The sequence below is a fragment of the Candidatus Magnetaquiglobus chichijimensis genome (assembly GCF_045865675.1).
GTDB classification, from domain to species: Bacteria; Pseudomonadota; Magnetococcia; order Magnetococcales; family Magnetaquicoccaceae; genus Magnetaquiglobus; species Magnetaquiglobus chichijimensis.
Map to the genome: position 1 here is coordinate 104,165 of NZ_BAAFGK010000001.1, position 21,864 is coordinate 126,028.

Annotated in this window: 21 protein-coding genes; 10 read left to right on the top strand and 11 right to left on the bottom strand. The window is 64.7% G+C overall.

What is annotated here, in order from left to right; translation table 11 throughout:
- Positions 1-81 precede the first annotated feature (81 nt).
- The 11 genes from ACOY6C_RS00465 to ACOY6C_RS00515 all read right to left on the bottom strand — a co-directional run bounded on the left by ACOY6C_RS00465 (position 82) and on the right by ACOY6C_RS00515 (position 9,634).
- Positions 82-2,172 (bottom strand): hypothetical protein, encoded by a 2,091-nt coding sequence (locus ACOY6C_RS00465; RefSeq protein ID WP_420903507.1) that lies wholly within the window; start codon positions 2,170-2,172, stop codon positions 82-84.
- Positions 2,173-2,180: 8 nt separating this feature from the next.
- Complete coding sequence (locus tag ACOY6C_RS00470; protein WP_420903508.1) at positions 2,181-3,275, bottom strand: hypothetical protein; 1,095 nt, start codon at positions 3,273-3,275, stop codon at positions 2,181-2,183.
- Positions 3,276-3,302: 27 nt separating this feature from the next.
- Positions 3,303-4,403 carry a hypothetical protein gene (locus ACOY6C_RS00475; RefSeq protein ID WP_420903509.1) on the bottom strand — a complete coding sequence of 367 codons (1,101 nt, stop codon included), beginning with the start codon at positions 4,401-4,403 and terminating at the stop codon, positions 3,303-3,305.
- Entirely contained in the window at positions 4,400-5,428 is a 1,029-nt protein-coding gene (locus tag ACOY6C_RS00480) for a hypothetical protein (RefSeq protein WP_420903510.1), read from the bottom strand. Before ACOY6C_RS00480 ends, ACOY6C_RS00475 begins: the two co-directional genes overlap by 4 nt.
- A 120-nt stretch (positions 5,429-5,548) precedes the next feature.
- Positions 5,549-5,914 carry a hypothetical protein gene (locus tag ACOY6C_RS00485; protein ID WP_420903511.1) on the bottom strand — a complete coding sequence of 122 codons (366 nt, stop codon included), beginning with the start codon at positions 5,912-5,914 and terminating at the stop codon, positions 5,549-5,551.
- A 1-nt stretch (position 5,915) separates the two neighbouring features.
- The gene (locus tag ACOY6C_RS00490) at positions 5,916-6,344 is read right to left on the bottom strand and encodes a phage tail terminator protein (RefSeq protein ID WP_420903512.1); all 429 of its coding nucleotides are present in this window, start codon (positions 6,342-6,344) and stop codon (positions 5,916-5,918) included.
- 3 nt (positions 6,345-6,347) lie between these two features.
- On the bottom strand, positions 6,348-6,857 hold the full coding sequence (locus tag ACOY6C_RS00495) for a phage protein Gp36 family protein (RefSeq protein WP_420903513.1): 510 nt from the start codon (positions 6,855-6,857) through the stop codon (positions 6,348-6,350).
- Positions 6,858-6,865: 8 nt separating this feature from the next.
- The gene (locus tag ACOY6C_RS00500; RefSeq protein ID WP_420903514.1) at positions 6,866-7,168 is read right to left on the bottom strand and encodes a hypothetical protein; all 303 of its coding nucleotides are present in this window, start codon (positions 7,166-7,168) and stop codon (positions 6,866-6,868) included.
- Between the two features lie 5 nt (positions 7,169-7,173).
- Positions 7,174-8,100: a major capsid protein gene (locus tag ACOY6C_RS00505; protein WP_420903515.1), complete on the bottom strand. Its 927-nt coding sequence runs from the start codon at positions 8,098-8,100 to the stop codon at positions 7,174-7,176.
- Positions 8,101-8,165: 65 nt separating this feature from the next.
- A complete protein-coding gene (locus tag ACOY6C_RS00510; protein WP_420903516.1) occupies positions 8,166-8,585 on the bottom strand; it encodes a capsid cement protein in 420 nt (139 codons plus the stop codon).
- A 17-nt stretch (positions 8,586-8,602) separates the two neighbouring features.
- Positions 8,603-9,634 (bottom strand): hypothetical protein, encoded by a 1,032-nt coding sequence (locus tag ACOY6C_RS00515; RefSeq protein ID WP_420903517.1) that lies wholly within the window; start codon positions 9,632-9,634, stop codon positions 8,603-8,605.
- 173 nt (positions 9,635-9,807) lie between these two features.
- On the opposite strand from ACOY6C_RS00515, the gene ACOY6C_RS00520 reads away from it, so the two are divergent.
- The 10 genes from ACOY6C_RS00520 (at position 9,808) to ACOY6C_RS00565 (ending at position 21,493) form a co-directional block, all read left to right on the top strand.
- Positions 9,808-10,320, top strand: coding sequence for a type III secretion system chaperone family protein (locus ACOY6C_RS00520; RefSeq protein WP_420903518.1), 513 nt, complete (start codon positions 9,808-9,810; stop codon positions 10,318-10,320).
- Between the two features lie 427 nt (positions 10,321-10,747).
- On the top strand, positions 10,748-11,872 hold the full coding sequence (locus ACOY6C_RS00525) for a branched-chain amino acid ABC transporter substrate-binding protein (protein WP_420903519.1): 1,125 nt from the start codon (positions 10,748-10,750) through the stop codon (positions 11,870-11,872).
- An 8-nt stretch (positions 11,873-11,880) separates the two neighbouring features.
- On the top strand, positions 11,881-12,804 hold the full coding sequence (locus tag ACOY6C_RS00530; RefSeq protein ID WP_420903520.1) for an ABC transporter permease subunit: 924 nt from the start codon (positions 11,881-11,883) through the stop codon (positions 12,802-12,804).
- A gap of 22 nt (positions 12,805-12,826) precedes the next feature.
- Positions 12,827-14,068 (top strand): high-affinity branched-chain amino acid ABC transporter permease LivM, encoded by a 1,242-nt coding sequence (gene livM, locus ACOY6C_RS00535; RefSeq protein WP_420903521.1) that lies wholly within the window; start codon positions 12,827-12,829, stop codon positions 14,066-14,068.
- 46 nt (positions 14,069-14,114) lie between these two features.
- A complete protein-coding gene (locus ACOY6C_RS00540) occupies positions 14,115-14,987 on the top strand; it encodes an ATP-binding cassette domain-containing protein (protein ID WP_420903522.1) in 873 nt (290 codons plus the stop codon).
- Position 14,988: 1 nt separating this feature from the next.
- Entirely contained in the window at positions 14,989-15,705 is a 717-nt protein-coding gene (locus ACOY6C_RS00545; RefSeq protein ID WP_420903523.1) for an ABC transporter ATP-binding protein, read from the top strand.
- Positions 15,706-15,895: 190 nt separating this feature from the next.
- Entirely contained in the window at positions 15,896-16,354 is a 459-nt protein-coding gene (locus ACOY6C_RS00550) for a phosphatidylglycerophosphatase A family protein (protein WP_420903524.1), read from the top strand.
- Complete coding sequence (locus tag ACOY6C_RS00555; RefSeq protein ID WP_420903525.1) at positions 16,351-17,481, top strand: CinA family protein; 1,131 nt, start codon at positions 16,351-16,353, stop codon at positions 17,479-17,481. Before ACOY6C_RS00550 ends, ACOY6C_RS00555 begins: the two co-directional genes overlap by 4 nt.
- Positions 17,482-17,504: 23 nt before the next feature.
- The gene (locus ACOY6C_RS00560) at positions 17,505-18,947 is read left to right on the top strand and encodes a L,D-transpeptidase (protein ID WP_420903526.1); all 1,443 of its coding nucleotides are present in this window, start codon (positions 17,505-17,507) and stop codon (positions 18,945-18,947) included.
- An 83-nt stretch (positions 18,948-19,030) separates the two neighbouring features.
- Positions 19,031-21,493, top strand: a complete 2,463-nt coding sequence (locus ACOY6C_RS00565; RefSeq protein WP_420903527.1) for an ATP-binding protein — start codon at positions 19,031-19,033, stop codon at positions 21,491-21,493.
- Positions 21,494-21,864: the final 371 nt, after the last annotated feature.

Genomic DNA, 21,864 nt, shown 5'->3' on the forward strand with positions numbered 1-21,864 from the left:
TTGCCGGATCCGGATTCGATCGACACCCCGGAGCCAGGCAAGGCATGGGACGCGCGCCAGACTCATGCCGCATGGTCGAACTCACCCGGCACGGCCCACCACCTCGAGCCGTGTTCGCGCCCCCGAACCATCGACCTCGTGGGTGACCCCCCGCACCACCGCCCGGTATCCCCCTCCGCGCCACCCATCCCGCACCTCGATCAGCTCTCCGGGCAGAATCTCCGGACGATGCACCAGGCTCAACCGGATCTCGCGCAGCGGCTCCCCGGCGTCCAGTTCCGCCTCGGCCCTGACGCGCCGCGCACGGGTGTCGGTCAGCAAGGGCGAGACGATCTCCCGCTCCCGCCAGGGTGGACCCCCGGCACGGGTCATCACCAGCGCGTGGCCGGGTTGGAGGGTTTCGACCCCGCGCGCTACGAGCAGCATGGAAAAATCATCCGCGCCCGCCACTCTGGCCGGCACCTTCAGGGGATGACACCGGGCATCCGCCAGGGTGACCAGCACGCGGGCCACGGCCACCCCCGTTTCCGTGGCGGTGACGGTGCGGCCATCCGGTTCCAGGGTCAGGGCGCCGAGATCCGCGCCCATCCAGACCACCGATTCGATGCGACTGGCCGGGCGTGACAACACCGCCCGCCGCCGGTTCTCGAAACGCAACAGCTCGGTGCGACCGCGCGTCACCGTCTCGCCGGGCATCCAGTCGCCACTCGAGGCCGATAGCCCGTCCAGGGTCACGCCCGGCGAGGCCATGGCCAACACCCGCACCGTCTGATCGGGCTCCGGACCGCCCGCCGGAATGGCCAGGGGATCGACCTCCAGCCAGATTCCCGGCTTTTGCAGCTCGTCCGCCTCGGCGCGTACCGTCACCCGGTTGATGCGCGTGCCCGAAATGCCCATTTCGCGCAGCTCCAGCAGGTCATCTCCGGCATCCAGCTCATGGGTCGGGGTGATCCGCTCCCAGTCGGGCAGGGGATGGGGATGACGCGGAGCCAGCTCCAGCACGCCATCGGCACGGGAACGGATCTCCCCGCCAACCGCGGAGGCGATCCGGGCGGCGATGCCCAGGGGGGTCTCCTGGTCCGCGCGCAGCCGGAACGCGGGGAGCAGCCAGTCGGGCAACCCCCAGATCACCGCCTCGCCCAACGCCTCTTCGACCGCCGTTCGTGCCGTGACCGGGTGTTCCCAGCTCCAGGCGCGCGGTGGCGCGAAGGGCGCCCCATGGCGCGCCGCCACGCCCAGCAGGATCCACGCCCGTTCCATCCGTCCGGATTCCGTCAGATGCCTCCCCTTGTCCAGAAGCAGCATCCGGAACGATATCCCAGCCCAGCCGAGGGTCACGGTCTGCTCCAGACCCGGCTCGATGCCCCCTCCGTCGCGGGCCGGAACCAGCCGCGCCCGCCAGGCCACCTGATCGGGGCTCCAGGAGAGCGAGGCGCTTTCGAGGACGAGCCTCTGGCCGTCGAGGGTGATTTCGGGCCACGGAGGGATGCGCGGCACCCCGTCCCCGAGCAGGCGCCACCACCCGTTTCGCGCGGATCGCGTCGGATCGCGGCTCAGGAGCCTGAATCCCTGCCCGAGCCGGGCCATGCGGGTCACGCCGTCGGCGCGGGGCTGGACAAGCTGGACGCCGACGCGCCGAAGGAGCGACCAGAACGCACGTCGTCCGGTCGCGATGCCATCGTGCAGCGGTTGTCGGGATCCCGACTCCAGACGCGACTGCCACATCTGGAGGTGGTCGGTCCCGCGTGGCGTCCGTTCCGGCAGGGTGAAGGCGCGCCACTCCAGATCCACCCAGTCGGACAGATCGCTCCACGCCCCCTGATCGTGCCAGACCACCCCGTCATCCGACCACTGGCAGCGCATCTCCTGCGGCGCCTGATCGAACAGAGCCGGCAGGATCCACAACGCATCGACCGCCACCGCCTGGCCCGCGCCAAAGTCGTAGGCCACCCAGGACGCCCCGAAGGGTTCGTCGCTGGACCACCAGGTCTGCGTGTCGTCGTCGAACAGATAAACGGCATCGGCGTCGTTGTGGCTGGCCGAGGCACTGCCCTGGCCACACAGGTTCCCGGTTCCACCGAATCCTCGCATCTGAATCCCGGCGAGGGTGATCCAGCCGTTGATGCCAGACGTGGAGCGCGTCATCAGCAAACGCCAGTAACGGTGTGCCATTCCAAGCCTCACTCCGGTTGTGGAAAAAAGAGGATATCCTCGAAACGGGTATTCGGACCCTCCACCAGGGTGGCGATCTCACTGGGATGGGAGAGGGGCCAATAGGTCGTACCGTAGGGAACCTGATCAACGTTCCAGATCAATTGGCAGCTGCGTTCGTAGGTGTCGCCCAGCAGATTGGCGGCGCGTATATCCGGAAGGGTGTAGGTGTTCGAAAAGCCGGTCACCTCGGAGGTGCTGTAAGGAATGGTCGCGGTATAACCGAACGAGGTGGTGATCTCCAGCCGCATGGCATTCCAAACGGAGCTGGCGCCGATTCCGATGGTGAGGACCAGATCGTGGTAGGTGATCACCTGTTTGTCGCTGTCCGAGGTGGGTAGCGTGGCCGGAGGGGTGAGGTTGTCGATGTACTGGTGCGGCATGAACCAGTGGGTTCCCGAATAGCCGATCGTCAGTTTGAGATCATATGTCCAGCTGAGCAACCGGTAGGTGGGGGTCCAGACCACGATCAGGATCGGCAGACGGAAGCGAGCCGACGGAACCGCTCCAGAGATGATGTGCTCGACCGAGTAGGGGACGCTCGAATAAATCGTGGAGCGTCGAATGGTGTGGAACGGATCCGGATAGGTGGTCGTATCGATCACATCGAAGAACGGGATCTGAACCGTGTGGCGTCCGGGCGGCAGCGGCAGGGGATCCCCCTGATCGGATACATAGAGGCGTGGATAGGTGGTCTCCAGGGTGCGGAGACCGGTGGTGACCAGATACAGTCGCAACCAGCTGCGCTCCTGACCCACCAGTTCGGTCAGCAGGGCCTCGTTGAAGGCGATCGTGTAGTAGGGCTCCTCGTATTCGCATCCGATGACCAGACCCGGCACCGGCGCGTACCAGCCCAGTTCCGGGTCGGCATACGCCGAGAGGGAGCAGACGAACGCCCAGTCGCTCGAATAGAGCTGCATCACCAGCCATTCCGGCGTGGTCGGGGTGTACTCCAGGCCATCGTCGCGGCGGATCTGAAACGAGTAGGTCAGCGCGGAATAGGAGAAGCCCACGATCCGGTCGAACGGACCGGCATCGAGGACGGGGAAGGCGGCGGTGGCCATGGTGGGAGCTCCGGAATGGATGATGAATCAGGCCGAACCGGCGAAACGAAGCGTCAACTCCGGACAACAGCCATTCGGGGAGGATTGATCGCACGGGCTGCCGTCGGCGCGCTTGAGCTTGAGCACCATCCCCACGGTCCGCTCCACGTCGATGTAGATCTCCGTGCTGCCGGGGGCGAAGATCCGTTCCATGCGCACCTGGCGCGACTCCTCGACATACTGGAACCTGGGGTTGCTGGCCGCCTCCACGCAGTCGCGGATCGCGCTCATCTCCCGTTCGTTGAGCAGGGAGGAGTTCGGCTGGATCGTCTGTTTGCAGCGGTCCCAGCAGGTCGGCTTGGCCGGGGGCTTGTAGCGGTAGCTCGCCCCCTCCTTGGAGAAGGGGGAGGGATCCTGGATCCGGTGTCCCGAAGGGGTGTCGGCGCGCGCCGGCCAGTAGGCGCGGCTGAAGGCGAGTTGCGTGGCGTCGTTCGGTCCCACGGCGATGATCCGCACCGGCGGCACGGCGGCATCGTGGATGTTGCCGGCCAGCCAGGCCAGACACATCTCCCGGAACAGCTCCGGCGAGGCCTGGGAGGCTCCGTTGTCGTAGGTGATCTCGTAGAGGGAGAACTCCGGCGTGTACGTCACCACCAGGGCGCCGGTCACCTCCTGATCATGGACGAAGGAGGCGCTCTCCGGATCGAAGCGGGGCGGATGGGTCTCCTCTCCCTGGGCGTCGAAGAAGCGTGACTGCTCGAGGATGCGCGCCATGGGCCGGTCGTGATGGTAACGCAGCCGTTTGACGCGGGTTTGCACCCACGTCAGGGTTTCGATCAGGGATTCCTGGCGACGCCCGAGGGCGTTGGCGGTGCCGCCCATCACCGTGAGGCGCACCGGATCGGCGCTCTCGCGGGCGCAATAAAGCCGTATCCGCTTGACGCCGGGCGCCACCTGGATCAGCGCCTGATCCAGCCACGAGGCGTAGGCCTCCAGCGGTCGCTCCAGGGTCCAGTTGGCCACCAGCGCCGGTCGCACCTGCACCGGGCGGGCGCCGTGATCATCCGCCACGCGCAGTTCGAACGGGGGGCGTTCGGCCTTGGCGCGCGGCGTGCAGTCCAGCAACAAGGCATCTTGCGGGTTGGTCATGCGCTCTCTCCGCTGATGGCCACGATCACCTGGTTGCCCGAATGGCTGTTGGCTCCCGCCGGCACGGTCCGTTTCTCCCAGAAGGGAAGGGCCGCCGGATGGGTGACGAAGGTGATGGTATCCCCGCTGGCAAAGGTTCCGCCCCAGGGTGGCGAGCCCCCGGTGATGGTGAACCAGGGTTTGCCGAAATCGGGATTGATGGCCGAGAAATCGTTCTGGATCGCGCCGCTCCCCACGATGCCCAGATCGTCCCCCACGCAGATGAATTGCGTGGCGCTGGTGAACGTGAGGGTCCAGGTCTGCTCGATGGCGCCGATGTGATCGAGGGTTGGCGGGAAGCCGGTTCGGTCGTAGCTTCCGGCCTGGGAGGAGAGTTGCCAGCCGGTCAGGCTGGCGGCGATGTCGGCCCCCTCGAGCACGGAGGCCACCTTGGTGACCCCTGCCGCGTAGTTGCAGGCCGGGCGGTTGCCGTCGGCCAGGGTGAGCGTGGCCAGATTGCCGTTCCAGGTCACCGCGTCGCTGGCGGCCAGGCGCAGGAATTCGCTGTTGCCGGCGGGTGCGTCGAGGCTGGTCTGGTCCGAGATGCGGATCAGGTCCCCATCCTGGAAGATGGCATCGCCGTTCGCGTCGTTGCCCGGTTCGACCACCACCTGCAAGGTGGCGTCATCGGCGATGATCGGGCTGTCGAGGATTCCCACGCCGTGGCAGCGCGTGTAAGCGTTGGCTTCGGCCTGGGTATCGGTTTGGGTTCCGGCCAGCAGCACCACGCGGTCATCTCCGGGCGTGCCGGTTTCGATGAAGAGGCGCGGGGCGATCAGGGCCAGGTCGTCGTCGTTGGCGATCTTGATGAAATTCTTTCGATATTTGACCGATCCGGCGTTACGTTCCGCTTGGGGGACATCGGGCCAGACGTTGTTTTTCACCCCGTCCGGGATTTCCAGCGCGGACATCGTGCCGCCGTTGGTCGGGCCGTCGTTGACGTTTCGTGACCGGTACCATTTGATTTCACTGCCCTGAATGGCCATGTTTGCATCTCCGAGAGGGTGAATGTCAGGGGATCAGGACCCCCTGCCAGCGCAGGGGGCCTGAATCGTTCCTTTGTGTCTTCTGGCGCGTGGCCCCTGGACCCCGGTGGTGGCAAGGGGTCAAATCGTCAACAATCGGATTGTACCCGTGAACCGGTCCTGATGAGGCCAGACCGGCTCCACGGCAAAGGCCGGCGGGGTGTCGTGACGAAAGATCACCGTGCCGTGCCAGTTCTCCCAGACGAGCGGATAGGAGGCCCCGGCCAACGCCGCCAGCACGGCCAGGGCCTCCACCGTGTCGCGATCCAGCCAGGCCGCGTCGTTCCGGGCTTCCAGCGTCACGGGACGTCCCGCGAACTGGTTGCGAGCCCAGATCACCGGTTTTCCGCCCAGAGTGCGGACTACCGTCTGTTCGACGAGCGCGGCGGCATGGCGGTCGCTCCACACCAGTCCATCCGGCAATACCACATCGCCAAGTTGTTTCATGTCACTCCCCAGCCGTCACGAGACGCGTGGCAAAACGCATCGGAAACAACGCCACCTCTCCGGTGAAATGGGCTCCCGGCGCGTTCACCATCCGGAACGGGGTGAATCCCTCCCCAGGCGACCAGCCGAGCAGCGCCCGACTGACCGCGTTCAACACCGGTCCGGCCTCGCGCCGTTCGCCCGCGCCACCCTGGGCGTCACGGACGTTGCGTACCGCCACCACCACCAGCCAGAACTGCTCGAAAGCCTGCTCGGAGCCGGCATGGGCGAGGGGCGCGTGACCGTCGAAGATCAGATAGAGGGCCGGCGTCGCGCCACTGCCCGCCGGGATCTCCTTGATGTCACGCGCTCCGCTCACCCGGCGCGCCAGCGGCAGACGAAGGCGCAACCGCTCCAGAATCGGCTCCTCGGCCACGAAGAGATCGTCCATGCGCTAGAACCCCCATAAGGTGGTGTCGTCGAAGGCGCGCGGCGCGGCGTCGAAGGCGGGTGAGCCGGCACTGCCCGCCACCACGCCGGTGGCGCCACCCGCGATCCCGGTTTTCCCCGCGCCCAGGGAGGTGAGCCAGGCCATGGCCCGCTCGTAGCCGGCCTGAACCGCTTCGGGAATCCGGTCGCGATGCAACAGACGCCGCGCGATCTCCCCGCACAGACGCGGCAAGGGGCTTTGGGCAATCCGCGCGTCGGAGAGCGGCAACAACTGGCGCGTGACCAGATAGGAGTCGATCAGCCGCGAGGCATCCTCCAACGCCTGGAGGAGCGCGCTGGCGCCGACATCGGCGGCGTCGGTCTGATCCGGGGAGAAGCCGGCGCGGCTGCCACCCTCGAGGGTGAGACGCAGCAGCTCCGGCGAGACCGGGGTCAACTCATCGGGGACCGCGACCTGCGCCAGCTCGCGGGCGCCGAACCACAGCATCATCTGGACAGGTTGGGCGTAGGGCATGGTTTTCGTCACCTCATAGGGGTCAGGACGGCATCCCGTTCGGCAGCCGAAACGGGATGCCCCATCAGACGGCTCAAGGGCTCCAGACGCGGCTTGCCGTCGCGGGTCCAGAGAGCGGGATCATGCGGATCGAGCGCGGCGATCGCCTGTCGCAGCGGATCCGGAACGGTCGAGCGATCCGGATCCGCCGGGGCGATGGCCCCGGCGGTCAGGAGGGCGCGCGCCGGTTCGGGTGTCAGCGCCACCCGGTCGCCAGGACGGTACGACAGGCCGTCATGGCGCAACGGAGCGAGCACCCGATGCCAGGTCATGGCGGTCACGCGGGATTGCGGATCAAGAAGCCGGAGAGGATCCCGGTCAACACCGGCACCCGCTCGTAGGTGACCGGATAGATCCAGCTTTTGGCGTTGTTCTCGTAGTAGGGGCGTTCCACCAGCGGATGACCCTCCATGGTGTAGGTGTAGCCGAAGGAGGGATCCTCGATTCCCGAGGAGTGGGCCGGGGTGTAGGCCAGGATGGCGTGGTTGCCCCAGATGTCGATATCCTGGCCGGCATCGTTGAAGGCCACCGCCTTGCCCACCGCCACGGTCTGGAGATCCCAGAGAGCGGCGAGCATGTCCGGGGTCACCGAGTCGCGGCTGGTGTACTTGAAGCGGTCCACCACCTGGGGATGGCTTTTGAGGGCGGCGAAGGCCTTGGCCGAGAGCACCAGGGTGTTGGGATAGATGCCCACCGAGGCGCGCACCGCCTCGCGGGCGGCGTCGATGTCGCCGGAGGGGTTGGAGCCGCCATCGCTCCACTGATCGGAGCCGGAGAGGGTCAGCTTGTGGTTGTTGTCGTAGTTGTCGGGATTGGTGGCGAGGCTGGCCTGATCGTACTCCAGGGTCAGCGACAGGGCGCGCAGGGCGCCGCTGATGGAGCGCTGGGCCAGATCGATGCCCGGCGCGCGGCTGGCGTCACGTTGATACTCGCGGGGCACCTGGGCTTCGATGGAGTCTTGCATGAGGGCGAAGCTTTTGCCCAGGAAGCCGAACTGGATGCGCCGGGTGGCGGCGCCGGGGGCGCGTCGCACCTGATAGAGCTTGAAGCTCTCGCGTCCGAATTCGAGCACCTGCCCGCCCGACACCTGCACCGGCACCTTGGGGAAGAGCGCCTGGCCCACATGTTCGGCATGGCGATAGCCCTGGGCGATTTCGGTCAACACCGGGTCGATGACCCGCACCTGATTGGGAGACATGAGCATGACGGATATCACTCCTTGGATAAGGATTCATGAACGGTTGAGAGAGGTGGGGCGATCCGTTGGGATCAACGCCGCAGCAGGATTTCGATGAAATCGCCGGCGCCGGCGGCGGGTTGCAGGGCGTCGCCGAGGATGAATTCGGGCGGATCGCCCCCTTCGAGGATGGCGCCGTTGGCGGCGGTGCTGGTGACCGGGATGGCGCCGGCGGCGATGTGCAGGCCGCTGGTGGCCGGGATCACCCGACCCTGGGCATCGGCGATCAGGGCCTGTCCGCGGGTGATGGCGGCGCCGGTTTCGGCCACGGCGGTGCCGTGGGTGACCACGGCCAGGGCGGCGCCCGAGGTGGCGGCGCTCATGGCGATGCCCATGGCTTTGCCGCCCTGGGCGGCGATGGCGGCGCCGTCGAAATCCACGGCGCGGCAGGCGGAGATCGTTTCGGAGGCGATGACGGTCAGGGTGAGGACGGCGATGTTCTGTTGGCTCATGATGATCTCTCCTTGGCTCACGCGGTCACGGCCAGGGCGGCGGTGAGGTAGTCGGTGTGGTGGGCGTTGGCATGGGCGAGGATGCGCGCGTGGCTTTCGAGATCTTGCGGATCGACGCTGAACCCGGGCGGAACCTGGAAGCGGAGCGCCGGGGATGGGTCACGACCCGCGGGGGCGTGTTCGGCGTAATCCACCTGGCGCGGCAGCTCCTTGAGGAACCCTTCCAGGAAGGCGCGGCGTCCCTGGTTTTCGGCGAACTCCACCATGCCGGCGTCCGCCAGGAAGACCAGAAAGGCCACCAGCCCGTCGCGGAAGCGGGGCAGCACCCGTCCATCCGCCACCAGGGCATCGACGAACTCGGCGGCACGCGCCTGTTTTTGCGTCTCTTCGGCCTGGCGCAGCGTTTCTTCGCGTTGGGCGATGCCCTCCATCTGTTCGGCGAAGCGGGCTTCGCGGGTGGCCAGTTCCCGTTCTTGCAGCGCGAGCCGTTCCCGCATCTCCTGGAGCGATGGCTCCTCCTTGTCGATCTTGTCGTGCATGCGTGACTCCATGGTTGGTTGCGGCGGTGTCGGGATCGACTCCGCCTGGGTGGGTGCGCACGCCTCGCCCACGGCCCACGGGGCGGACGAGGCATCTTCGTGGAACGCGACCTGCGGCAATCCCTTCACCGCCGGAGGTTGCGCCCCCAACAGTCCCACATGGCGCGGGTAGTAGACGCCAGGAGCGGGATTGCCGGGTCCGTTCGGGGTGTAGAAGCTGACCGAGACGTTGCGATAGCGTCCCTGGGCAACCAGTTCGATCACCGTGGGATCGAGTTCGATCAGCGTGGCCATGAGGGTGCCCTTTTCCAGGGAGAGGGCGGCTATCCAGCCCCAGGCCGGGGCGTCGTGGCGCGGATGTCCGATGACCAGCGGCGCTTTCCAGCGTTCCGGGTCATAGGCGGCGACCGTGTGCGCAAGGTCGGCATCGGTGATGACCAAGGTCGTTCCGCTCATGTCTGCGTGACGACCCGACTTGAAAACCGGTATGGTGATGGAGGAGGTGTTCATGGCTGCGGAGTATGCCGGTGGGGTGTGGAAATGGGCATGCGCAGGGGTTCGGCACATTTTTAGGGTCGTTTTTTGGGGTGAATGTGTTAGAATGGGACAGTGGCGCATTTCGGATTTCGATAAATGACGCGACCAGGGAATCTTGAGTTTCTTTAAGAATAGATGAGGGTTTTATGGGTCAATCTCACGATCAGGTTCCCTCTTTTGAGGAGATCGAACTGGACAATCCGATCGGCGCGGTGGAGGAGTTCACCATCAACCAGGATTGGAATGCCGAGAGAACCAACGAATACGAGTTGTGGGCCGAGATGCCCGGTCAGTGGGGCAATCAACGGTTGTGGGTGGCCTTTCACGAGGAGACTGGTTATTTGCAGTTCAATGCCTACATGAATCTGAAGATTCCGCAACGTTTTCTGCCACAGGCTGCGCAGACCATCACGTTGATGAACGAGCGGGTTTGGTTGGGTCATTTTGAGATTTGGAGTGAGGAGCGCACCCCGGTGTTTCGGGTGGTGTTGCCGTTGCGTGGTGCGGAGTTGCATCCGGAGCAGCTTGAGGATGTGATTGCCGCCATTGAGGAGGAGACCGATCGGTTTCATCCGGCCTTGCAATGGGTGGTGTGGGGTGGGAAGACGCCGGAGGAGGCGATTGCCGCGGCGTTGGTGGATACCGAGGGTGAGGCGTGAGGGGGCGGGGTGAAGGTGAAGGAAGGAACAGACCCCACTGTTGCAGGGGTCCGGGGACCGCGAGGTCCCCGGCGGAGGTTCGGAGGCAGAGCCTCCGAGGTTTTGGTTTTGACTTTTCTGGTCTTTTGACTTTCTGGTCTTTTGACCTTGATTTTGGCGCGCTCTTCAAAAAAGCGTTTTTTCGCGTTTTTTGCGAAAAAACGCTGCGCGCAGCCTTGGTTGCGGGAACGTTTTTGCGGTTTTGGCAAAAACGTTCCCGCGAACATGGCCCAAACAGGCTGCCGAGGGCGGTTTGAAAAGCTTATTATCTTAAGATCGCGCGAAAAATGAAGAGTCCCAAGGGCTTTGCCCTTGGATCCCGCCAGGGACCATTGGCCCTGGACCCCGGCCATTGTTTGAAACCGAAATCTCAAGGGGGAGCTTGAACATGCGACATGCACGTTGGATGGGATCGGCCTGGATTCTGGCCCTGCTCTTGGGGTTGTCGGGCACGCCGGTCGAGGCCGGCACCATCAAGATCGGCGTGGCCGGACCACTCTCCGGTCCCCAGGCGGCCTTCGGCGAACAGTTCCTGCGCGGGGCCGAACAGGCGGCCAAGGACATCAACGCCAAGGGCGGCATCCACGGCGAAATGATCGAGCTGGTCAAGGGGGATGACTCCTGCGAGCCGAAACAGGCCGTGGCCGTGGCCAACCGACTGGTCGATTTCGAAAAGGTGGCCGCCGTGGTGGGCCATTTCTGCTCCTCCTCGACCATCCCGGCCTTCGAGATCTACGCCGAGGCGGGCATCCTCTCCATGACGCCGGGATCGACCAACCCCCTGGTCACGGAGAGAGGGTTTTCCACCGTGTTCCGCGCCTGCGGACGCGACGACCAGCAAGGGGTGGTGGGGGCCGAATACCTGGTCAAGGAGCTGAAAGCCAAACAGATCGCCGTGATCCACGACAAGGATACCTACGGTCAGGGGCTGGCGGATGCCATGAAGGGCCATCTGGGCAAGCTGGGGCTCAAGGAGGTGCTCTACGAAGGTCTGACGCGCGGTGAAAAGGATTTCAACGCCCTGGTCACCAAGATTCGCGCGGTCAAGGCCGACGGGGTTTACTTCGGCGGGTTGCACAGCGAGGCCGGACCACTCGTGCGCCAGATGCGCGAACAGGGTCTGACCATCCCGCTGGTCTCCGGGGATGGGATCATGTCCGACACCTTCGTCACTTCGGCGGGCGGTCCCAAGTTCGTCGAGGGGGTCTACATGTCCTTCGGGGCCGATCCGCGCAAGATCCCGGCAGGCAGGGAGGTGGTGGAGAAGTTCCGCAAGGCCGGCTACGAACCGGAAGGGTATACCCTCTACTCCTACGCCACCATGCAGTCCATCGCCGCCGCGCTCGCCGCCAACAAGAACCGCGACGGCGCCACGCTGGCCGCCTGGCTCAAGGCCAACCCGGTGGAGACCGTCATGGGCACCAAGGCCTGGGACGCCAAGGGTGACCTGAAGGTTTCGGACTACGTGATCTATCGCTGGACTTCGGACGGCAAGTACGAAGAGGTTCGATAGCGATTGCCGTGAATGGCCACATCCTCGCCCAGCAGGTGGTCAACGGGCTGGTCCTGGGTTCGGTGTACGGCCTGATCGCCGTGGGATATACCATGGTGTACGGCATCATCGGCATGATCAATTTCGCCCACGGCGATGTGTATATGATCGCGGCCTATCTCACCGCGATTGTTCTCGCCGCCCTGACCGCATGGGGATTGCAGTCCATCCCGGTGGTGATCCTGCTGGTGCTGGCCTTCACCATGGTCGTCACCGCCCTGTATGGCTGGAGCGTGGAGCGGATCGCCTACCGCCCGCTGCGCGCCTCCAACCGGCTGGCGCCGCTGATCTCGGCGATCGGCATGTCCCTGATTCTGCAAAACTACGTCCGACTCTCCCAGGGTGCGCGCACCCAGGGCACCCCCACGCTGCTCGATGGGGGGGTGCGGCTGTTCGATGGCGGACCGGATCAGTTCGTCCAGATCACCCATGCCCAGATCCTCATCGTGGTCACCGCCATCGTCGGCATGGGGCTGCTGTGGTATCTGATCCACGGCACGGCCATCGGACGGGCCTGTCGCGCCGTGCAGCAGGATCGGGTCATGGCCAGCCTGCTCGGCGTGGATACCGATCGGGTGATCGCCATCGTCTTCGTGCTCGGGGCCGGCATGGCCGGAGTGGCCGGCTCCCTGGTCACCTTCAACTACGGTTCGTTCGATTTTTTCATTGGCTTCGTCACCGGAATCAAGGCGTTCACCGCCGCCGTGCTGGGCGGGATCGGCTCCCTGCCCGGAGCCATGCTCGGGGGGGTGATTCTGGGTCTGGCCGAATCGATCTTCTCCGGCTTCGTCAACACCGATTACAAGGATGTGTTCGCCTTTGCGCTGCTGGTGCTGGTGCTGATTTTTCGTCCGAGCGGCCTGCTGGGTCGCCCGGAGGTGGAGAAGGTCTGATGACGCGCCGGAGAGAGGTGGCATGAGCTGGACCACGCGATTGCGCGATGCCGGCCTCACCGGGTTGATCGCCCTGCTGCTTTTCGCCCCCCTGACCGGCGTCACCCTCACCGGCTACACTCTGGAAGGACACTGGCAGCGACCCTTGTGGCTGGCCGCCGGGGTGGTGGTCGGCAGGTTTCTGCTCGGACTCTACCTGGAGGCGCGCCATGCCCGGCTTCCGGTCGAGAGCGCCCCTGCGTCCGAAACGGTGGGCTGGATCGACCGCAACCGCCCGTTCATCCTCGGCCTGGCCCTCGCCTGCGCCTTGCTGCTTCCCTGGTTCATCGGCAAATACTGGCTCAACGTCGCGATCCTGGCCTTGATCTATGTTCTGCTGGCCCTGGGACTCAACATCGTGGTGGGACTGGCCGGCCTGCTCGACCTGGGCTTCGTCGCCTTTTACGCGGTGGGCGCCTACGGCTATGCGTTGGGATTCAAGTATCTGGGCCTGAGCTTCTGGCTGGCGCTCCCCTCGGCGGCCATCCTGGCCGGTCTGTGCGGCATCCTGCTCGGTTTTCCGGTGCTGCGCATGCACGGCGACTACCTGGCCATCGTCACATTGGGATTCGGCGAGATCGTCCGGCTGGTGCTCAACAACTGGATGGCGTTCACCGGGGGTCCGAATGGGGTGCGCGCGCCGTTCCCCTCCCTGTTCGGCCTCGAGTTCGGACGCCGCGCCCAGCCGGGTCATACCACCTTCCACGAATACTTCCAGATCCCCTACGCCAGTGAAACCAGGGACATCTTCTTCTATCTGCTGCTGCTGATCGTGGTGTCCGGAATGATCTTCGTGGTGCGGCGACTGCGCCGCATGCCCCTGGGACGCAACTGGGAGGCGCTGCGCGAGGATGAGATCGCCTGCCGCTCGCTGGGGATCCAGCCGGTGTCGGTCAAACTGTCGGCCTTCGGACTCGGGGCCATGACCGGGGGCTTGGGCGGGGTCTTTTTCGCCGCCTCCCAGGGGTTCGTCAATCCCACCTCGTTCACCTTCATGGAGTCGGCCCACATCCTGGCGATCGTCATCCTCGGCGGCATGGGCTCCACCGGAGGGGTGATCATCGCGGCGGTGATCCTCACCGTGCTCCCCGAGGTGCTGCGCGACTTCGCCGAGTATCGCGGTCTGGCCTTCGGCATGGCCATGGTCTTCATGATGATCTGGCGTCCGCGCGGCCTGATGGGGATCCGCCGCGCCCGCTTCCACCGCTCCGAGGTGGGGACATGAGATCTCCGCCGCTTTTGAAGGTGCGCGATCGCTCCGAGGTGGGGACATGAGACCTCCGCCGCTTTTGAAGGTACGCGATCTCTCCATGCGCTTCGGCGGCGTGGTGGCGTTGAACCGGGTCGGTTTCGACGTGAAACCAGGTAGCATCACCGCCTTGATCGGTCCGAACGGCGCGGGCAAAACCACGGTTTTCAACTGTCTCACCGGATTCTACGCCCCCAGCGAGGGGGAGATGCGCTTTCATCCCCTGGACGGCCACGAGGTGGCCCTGCACGACCTGCTGGGCGGACCGTGGCGCGGCGTGGATTTCAGCTCGCCGGCGGCTTTCGCGCGGCGTCTTTATTACAAGATGTTCGGGGGCGCGGCCCTGGCCGCCCGTGTCGGGGTGGTGCGCACGTTCCAGAACATCCGGCTGTTTCGCGAGATGACCGTGATGGAGAATCTTCTGGTGGCCCAGCGCGCACGGGTGAACAACGGCATCCTCTCCGGTCTGCTGGCCACCCCGGATTACCGGCGCGCCGAGGCCGAGGCGGTCGAGCGGGCCTGGGGATGGTTGGATTTTTTTCGATTGGCCGAGGAGGGGAATCGTATGGCCGGCTCCCTGCCGTATGGCCGGCAGCGGCGTCTGGAGATCGCCAGGGCCATGTGCGTGGAGCCGCGTCTGTTGTGTCTGGACGAGCCGGCGGCGGGTCTCAATCCCAGCGAAACCGACGAGCTGGCGGAGTGGATTCTCGCCCTGCGGCGCGGTCACGGGGTGACGGTCTGTCTGATCGAGCATGACATGGGGTTGGTGATGGAGATCTCCGACCATGTGGTGGTGTTGGATCACGGTCAGGTGTTGGTGGCGGGTCGTCCCGAGGTGGTGCGCGACGATCCGGCGGTGTTGGAGGCCTATCTGGGCGCGCCGGAGGAGGGGTGAGGTGGAGAGGTCCGAACCGATTCTGCGGTTGAGCGGCGTGGATGTGGCCCATGGCCAGATTCAGGTGTTGCGGGATTTGACCCTGGAGGTGGGCAAGGGGGAGATCGTCACGCTGATCGGGGCCAATGGCGCGGGCAAATCCACGTTGTTGATGGCCATTTTCGGTCAGCCGCGCGTCCTGCGGGGGAGCGTCGTGTTCGACGGTCAGGAGATCACCGACCTGCCGACCCATCGCATCGCGCGGTTGGGTCTGGCGCAGGTTCCGGAGGGGCGGCGCATCTTTCCCGGCATGACGGTGTTGGAGAATCTGGTGATGGGTTCGCCTGGGGGCGAGGTGGATCAGGCGGTGTTGGAGCGCATTTACGGGTTGTTTCCGATCTTGCGGGAGCGGATCGGGCAGCGGGCCGGAACCCTTTCGGGCGGGGAGCAGCAGATGTTGTCGATCGGGCGGGCGATGATGAGCAAGCCGCGGTTGTTGTTGTTGGACGAGCCGAGTCTGGGATTGGCGCCGTTGATGATCCGACGGATCTTTCAGGCGTTGCGGGCGATCGTGGCCGAGGGTACGACGCTGTTTCTGGTGGAGCAGAATGCCAATCAGGCGTTGCGCCTGGCGGATCGGGGATATGTGTTGGTGAACGGTCGGATCGTGATGGAGGGAAGCGGGACGGGGCTGCTGGCCGACCCCGAGGTGCGGCGTGCCTATCTGGGGGGGCATTGATCCCGGTTCTGGGAACATCACAGCCGGGAACGCCGGCCTTTTCGTTTTATTCTCAACCAGTCACGCGCGACCGTGGCGGATGTCTGTCTGGCCATGTACCCAACCCCGCCCGTGGACCTCCCTGACGGGAGTTCCACGGTAATGCAGGGGTTTTGAATCGTTCTCTCTTGCAAACTTCAAAGAGCCCAGCATGCCCATGCTCCGTACTCCCCATCTTCTGGCGACCTTTTTCGGTTCGGGACTGCTTCCCAAGGCTCCCGGCACCTGGGGCACGCTGGCTACCGTGCCGCTGGCCTATCTCTGTCAGCAAATCAGCCCCATCGGGGCCTGGACGATCCTGCTCGTGGTGTGCGTGCTCGGGGTGTGGAGCGCCGGGGTGGTGTGTCGGGAGACGGGGCGGGAGGATCCGTCGGAGGTGGTGATCGACGAGGTGGCAGGATTCTTGCTTACCATGATCGATGCCCCACATGGCGCCATGGGAATGGTGATCGGATTCGCGTTGTTCCGGCTGTTCGACATCTTCAAGCCGTGGCCGGTGAACGCCCTGGAAAAACTGCCGGGGGGGTGGGGCGTGATGGCGGATGATCTGGCCGCCGGGGTGTATGCCGCCTTGTGCGTTCATGGACTGGTCTGGATGGGTTGGCTATGAAGTGTCTGTTGGTCATGCCACGCTGGAGCGAACAGGGGGCGTTGTTGCCGTCCTCCGGACGCCCCTACCTTGATCTCGCCCTCGAGTGCCTGGGGATCGGCCCTGTGGCGCTGATGGAGATCGATGGCGATGGCCCGTTCGATCCCGGCAAGATCTCCGAGGAGTATCCCCTGATCCTGATCCAGGGGGATGGCCAGGGGGGGCGCCTGCGCCGCTCGCTGGTGTCGAGTCTCGGGCTGTCGCTGGGGCTGGAAGGGGATGACTCCGATCAGCTCAAGGTGTTCGGCGCGCGCGCCCTGACCGATGAGGCCGGACACCCGGAAGGGTTCATCCTGCAACGCCGGGGTCGCACGGTGGCCTATTGCGAACGGTCGATCTGGGCGGCGCGACGCGCGCTGGTGAAGATTCTGCGTGGCCTGATCGGGGATGGAAACGGGGGGCGGCGCAAACGGTCGGTCGCCTGCTGGATGGTGGAGGGGGCCGGGGAACCGTTGGCGCTGGGCCCGGAACCGGGAGCGGCGTTGCATGCCGCCTGTCGGGTGCGCGATCTGCCGAATGGCGATGCCGGCCTGTTGATTCCCGCCACGCTCGGCGAGGCCTACCAGACCCGCCTCGCGGAGCAGTTGGGCAATCGCATCTATGCCACCTCCCCGAAACCTCTGGAAGAGGTGGTGGCGGCCTGCCTGCGGGAGGCGGGTGTCAAGGTGGCGGTGGCGGAGTCCTGCACCGCCGGTCTGGTGGCGGCGCGGCTGTCGGCCCTGCCCGGCTCCTCGGCGTATCTCTCCTCCGGTTGGATCACCTATGCCGACGAGGCCAAGATGCGCGATCTGGGGGTGCATGCGGATCTTTTGGCCAGTCGCGGGGCGGTGAGCTACGAAGTGGCACAGGCGATGTCCGCCGGGGCGCTGAGGCTCTCCGGGGCTGATCTGGCCGTGGCTGTGACCGGTATCGCCGGCCCGGAGGGGGGCAGCGCGGAGAAACCGGTCGGCACGGTCCATCTGGCGGTGCGCAGCCGTGAGGGCATGCTGTTGGAACATCGGGGATTCTACGCCGGCAGTCGCGAACAGGTGCGTTGGCGGGCGAGTCAGACCGCGTTGCATTTGCTGCGTCGCGTGCTGGCAGGTTGAAAAGCGGGAAGGAGAGATTGGGCATGGCGTGTCGCGTATGTTGCATGATGGGGGGAGAACCCCCTCACCCCCCGACCTCGGACCTCCCTGGCGGGCGTGCCACGGTCCGGAGCGGTTTTCGCCTCGGGGTGGCCGCGTTGGCCGCGTGGGTCTGGATCGCGGGCATGGAACCGCTCTATTCCGCCGATCCCCCGCAGGATCTGCCCCGCCGCCGCTATGTGCTCAAGGATCGCAAGGATGAGGTGATCGGCGGCACCTATTTCCGCCATCGTGCCACGGCCAACGATACCATGATCATCCTGGCGCGGGACAACCACATGGGTTTCAACGAGATCATGCTGGCCAATCCGGATCAGGATCCCTGGGGTCCGCGCGTGGGCAGCAAGATCCGCATGGATTTCCGCAAGGTGCTGCCCGGACTGAACAATCCGGCCAAAATCGTGATCAATCTCCCGGAGATGCGGTTGTATCATTTCCGGGGCGATCGCATCGAAACCTATCCGATCGGCGTGGGGCAGGAGGGGATGATGACCCCGCGGGTCCGTACCGCGGTGACGGGCAAGATGGCCGATCCGGTCTGGCGTCCGCCGGCCTCGATCCGCAAGGAGGATCCCTCTCTCCCGGAGGCGATCTATCCCGGACCGCGCAACCCCTTGGGCACCCATGCCATCTATCTGAGTCTGCCGGCCTATCTGATGCATGGCACCAACCGTCCGTTGGGGGTGGGACGACGGGTGAGTCACGGCTGTATCCGGCTCTATCCAGAGGATATCATCGAGTTTTTCCCGAATGTCAATCCGGGCGACAGCGTGGCGTTCGTCAACGAACCGGCCAAGGCCGGCTGGCGCGACGGCGAGCTGTATCTGGAGGTCCATCCGATTCTGGCCGACCTCAAACACGAGGGAAGTCTGCGGGCGTTGATGGAAAAGGCGGTCAAGCAGGCTCTGGCGCGCCGTTCCGATCTGCGCGCGGTGGTGGACTGGCGGCTGGCAGAGCGCATGGCCGACAATCCGGATGGTCAGTCGCGCCGCATCGCCGTGGCCGAGGGGTCCAATCCGGCGGCGCGCGACCGGTATCTTACCGTGCCCGAGGTGCCGGAAGAGCAGACCATCCCGGAGGGTGGTCTGAAACTCCCCGACCTGGAACGGCTCGACCGGGAGGATGGCAATCCGGCGGCGATCCGCATCGATCATCCGGTGCCCAAGAGGCCGGTGGAAGAGGAGCGCAAGGGCGCCAAACCCAATCCTGGTAACGGTAGCGCCTGGCCTCCCGACGGCGACGACTCCAACGCCGAGCCGATGCCGGCCATCGCGCCCGAACCGCCTCCGGCCTCGATCGCGGATCCGGCCTTCGAGCCGAAACTGGACTCCGAGGCTGACGAGGTGCCGCTGGAATCCGCCACCGATCCGTCGGACTCCCCCGGACAGGGCGTGGTGCCACCCGATTACGTGCCGCCGTCGCGATGACGCCTCCGCAAGCCGCAGGATCCCCGGATCCTGCGGCTTGCGAGACGGTCGATTGACTCCGCACTCCCCTCCAAGAGCAGCCGATGGTTCAGGATTTCTCCTTCAGGCGCAAGATCGCGCTGTTCTTTCTGCTGATCTTGGCGGCGTTTGCCGTGACCGTCACCCAATCCTACCTCCATTACGACACCAATCAATCCTCCTGGCAACGCGATCACCTGACCCGACGCATCAGCGAACTGATGCACGGCATCGAAAACGACATCGACCACGCCCATACCGAGGTGGAGTACTTTCTGCGCGTCAAGGATCCACGGGTCGCGGATCATGTGGAGAGGTTGATGCGCGATGCCCTGCCACGTCTGAAGGAACTCGACCGGCTGCAGGTCATTCCCGAGGACAACAGCCGGGAACGGGTGATGACTTGGCTGGAGAGCCAGCTGGATCTGTTCGCCGCGATCCGCAAACGGCTCGGGGCCATCGGATTCGACGCGAGTTCGGGCGAACATGGACGGATCCGCGAGGAGATCCACGAGGTCGAGCAGTTGTTGACCGGGCATGAGACGTCGCAACTGCTCGCCTCGATGTTGCAACTGCGGCGTCACGAGAAGGATTTCATGGATCGCAAGCAGACCGTCCACCTGGAGAAGTTCCATGCCGAGGTGGATCGGTTCCACGAGCTGCTGAGCGGATCCGGGGGCTCCCTGAGCGAGACTGAGAAGAGCCGGATCCGCGTGTTGACGGTGAGCTACGTGCAGGGGTTCTACACCATCGTCAGCGAGGTGCTGGCCCTGGCGCAGCAGATCGACAAGTTTCGCCTCGGCGTCGAGGAGACCCGCAAGGCGCTCGATGATCTGATGGACTCCCTGGAGACCATCTACCAGAGTCACGATTACCAGCAGACCGAACTGGTGACCACCCAGTTCTGGCGATCCCAGTTCACGGTATTGGCGATTCTTCTGGCCATTGGTCTGCTGATGGCCGGCATGCTGTTGGATATGATGAGCGCGGTGAACGGGTTGAGCGCCACCGCGCAACGGGTGGCGCGTGGCGAGGCGTTGACGATCGAGGTGGACCGTCACGATGAGATCGGGATTCTGGCCCACTCTCTCAAGACCATGCAGGAGAGCCTGACCACCCGCAATGACGAGCTGGAGACCACGGTGCGGGAGTTGCGGGCGAGCGAACGGGAGAATCGGCGCGCCCTGGATCTGCGCACCGCCATTTCGACGATTTTGCAGCTGTCGTTGCAGCCCATGACCCTGGAGGAGATTCTCGAACGGGCGTTGCGGGTGGTGCTGGCGGTTCCCTGGCTCAAGGTCGAGCAGCGTGGCGCGATCTTTTTATACAACCGGGCCACCGAGCGGTTGGACATGGCGGTTCATTACGACCTTTCGCCGCAGCTGCTGACCACCTGCGCCTCCATCGGGATGGGCCAGTGTCTGTGTGGCCGGGCGGCCAGCGAGCGCCGGATGGTGAGGAGCAACCAGCTCGATTCGCGTCACGAGGTCCGTTTCGAGGGGATGCGCGAGCATGGCCATTACTGTCTGCCGATCCTCTCGGATCAGGATCTGTTGGGGGTGTTGAACGTCTATCTGCCTGCCGGCCATGTGTTCGAGGAGGAGGAGAGCCATTTTCTCACCAGCATCGTCAACACCTTGTCCGGCGTGATCGCCCGCCATCACGCGGAGGAGAATCTTTCGTACCTGCTCGCCACCCTGGACGCCAAGGTGGTGGAGCGGACCCGTGAGTTGCGGGAGAAGATCGAGGAGCTGGAGACCACGCGCGGCGAGCTGATCGCCAGCGAAAAGCTCGCCTCTCTCGGACGTCTGGTGGCCGGAATCGCCCACGAGGTGAACACCCCCATCGGCGTGGCCTACTCCGGGGCCACGCAACTGCTGGACGAAAGCCGCGTCCTGACCCAGCTTCTGGCCCGGGACGAGGTGGAGATCGACGCGCTTCTGTCCGGCATCGAGGCCATCGAGGGGGCGGCGCGTCTGGTGGAGCGCAATCTGGCGCGGGCGGCGGAGCTGGTGCGGAGTTTCAAGCGCGCCAGCATCGACCACTCCTCCGAGGCGCTGCGCGACTATGTGGTGGGGGAGGTGGTGGGGGATGCGCTGATGAGTCTGCGCAACGCCTTCAAGAAGAGTACCGTCGAGGTCATGGTGGTCTGTCCCCCGGAGTTGTGCGTGGCCGGGGTGCCTGGTTATCTCAACCAGATCCTGACCAACCTGTTGATGAACAGCCTGACCCACGGTTTCGCGGAGGGTGCCCGAGCCGGGCGCATCGACATCACGTTGGCTTTGCGCGGGCATCTGTTGAGCCTTACCTATGCCGACGACGGGGTGGGCATGACCGCCGAGGTGCGGGAGAAGGCTTTCGAACCCTTTTTCACCACCAACCGTTCGGCGGGTGGGAGTGGCCTGGGATTGTACATTTGCTACAATCTGGTCACCACCAAGCTGCGCGGCACGATTCAACTCGACAGCCAGCCGGAGCAGGGGGTGCGGATCACCGCCGCCTGGCCGGTGGCGGTGAAGCGGGGATAGCGCGCCTGCTTGTCAGGCGCATGATGCCCCTTGCAACGTGCATGATGGGGGGAGCCCCTCCCCCCCTTACCATGGATCTCCCGAAGGCAGCCCCATGGTAAGACTATTCGCATTCATGCGCTGAATTTTGTTTGGCATCATTCATGGTATTTTTAAGAATATCATCTTCTGGTAACGACTCAATAATGATTGTCAATAAAAAATTGAAATTGACAGCATATGAATAATTTGTTACAAATGTGACACATTGTGACAAAATTTTATGAGGCTGTTTGGTGATTCCATCCATGGAATCACCAAACGCGCACGGTTCGAAACATGTGAACCGTGCTTGGACAAATTGCCGCGCAATTTGGCGGGCCATCCAGGGC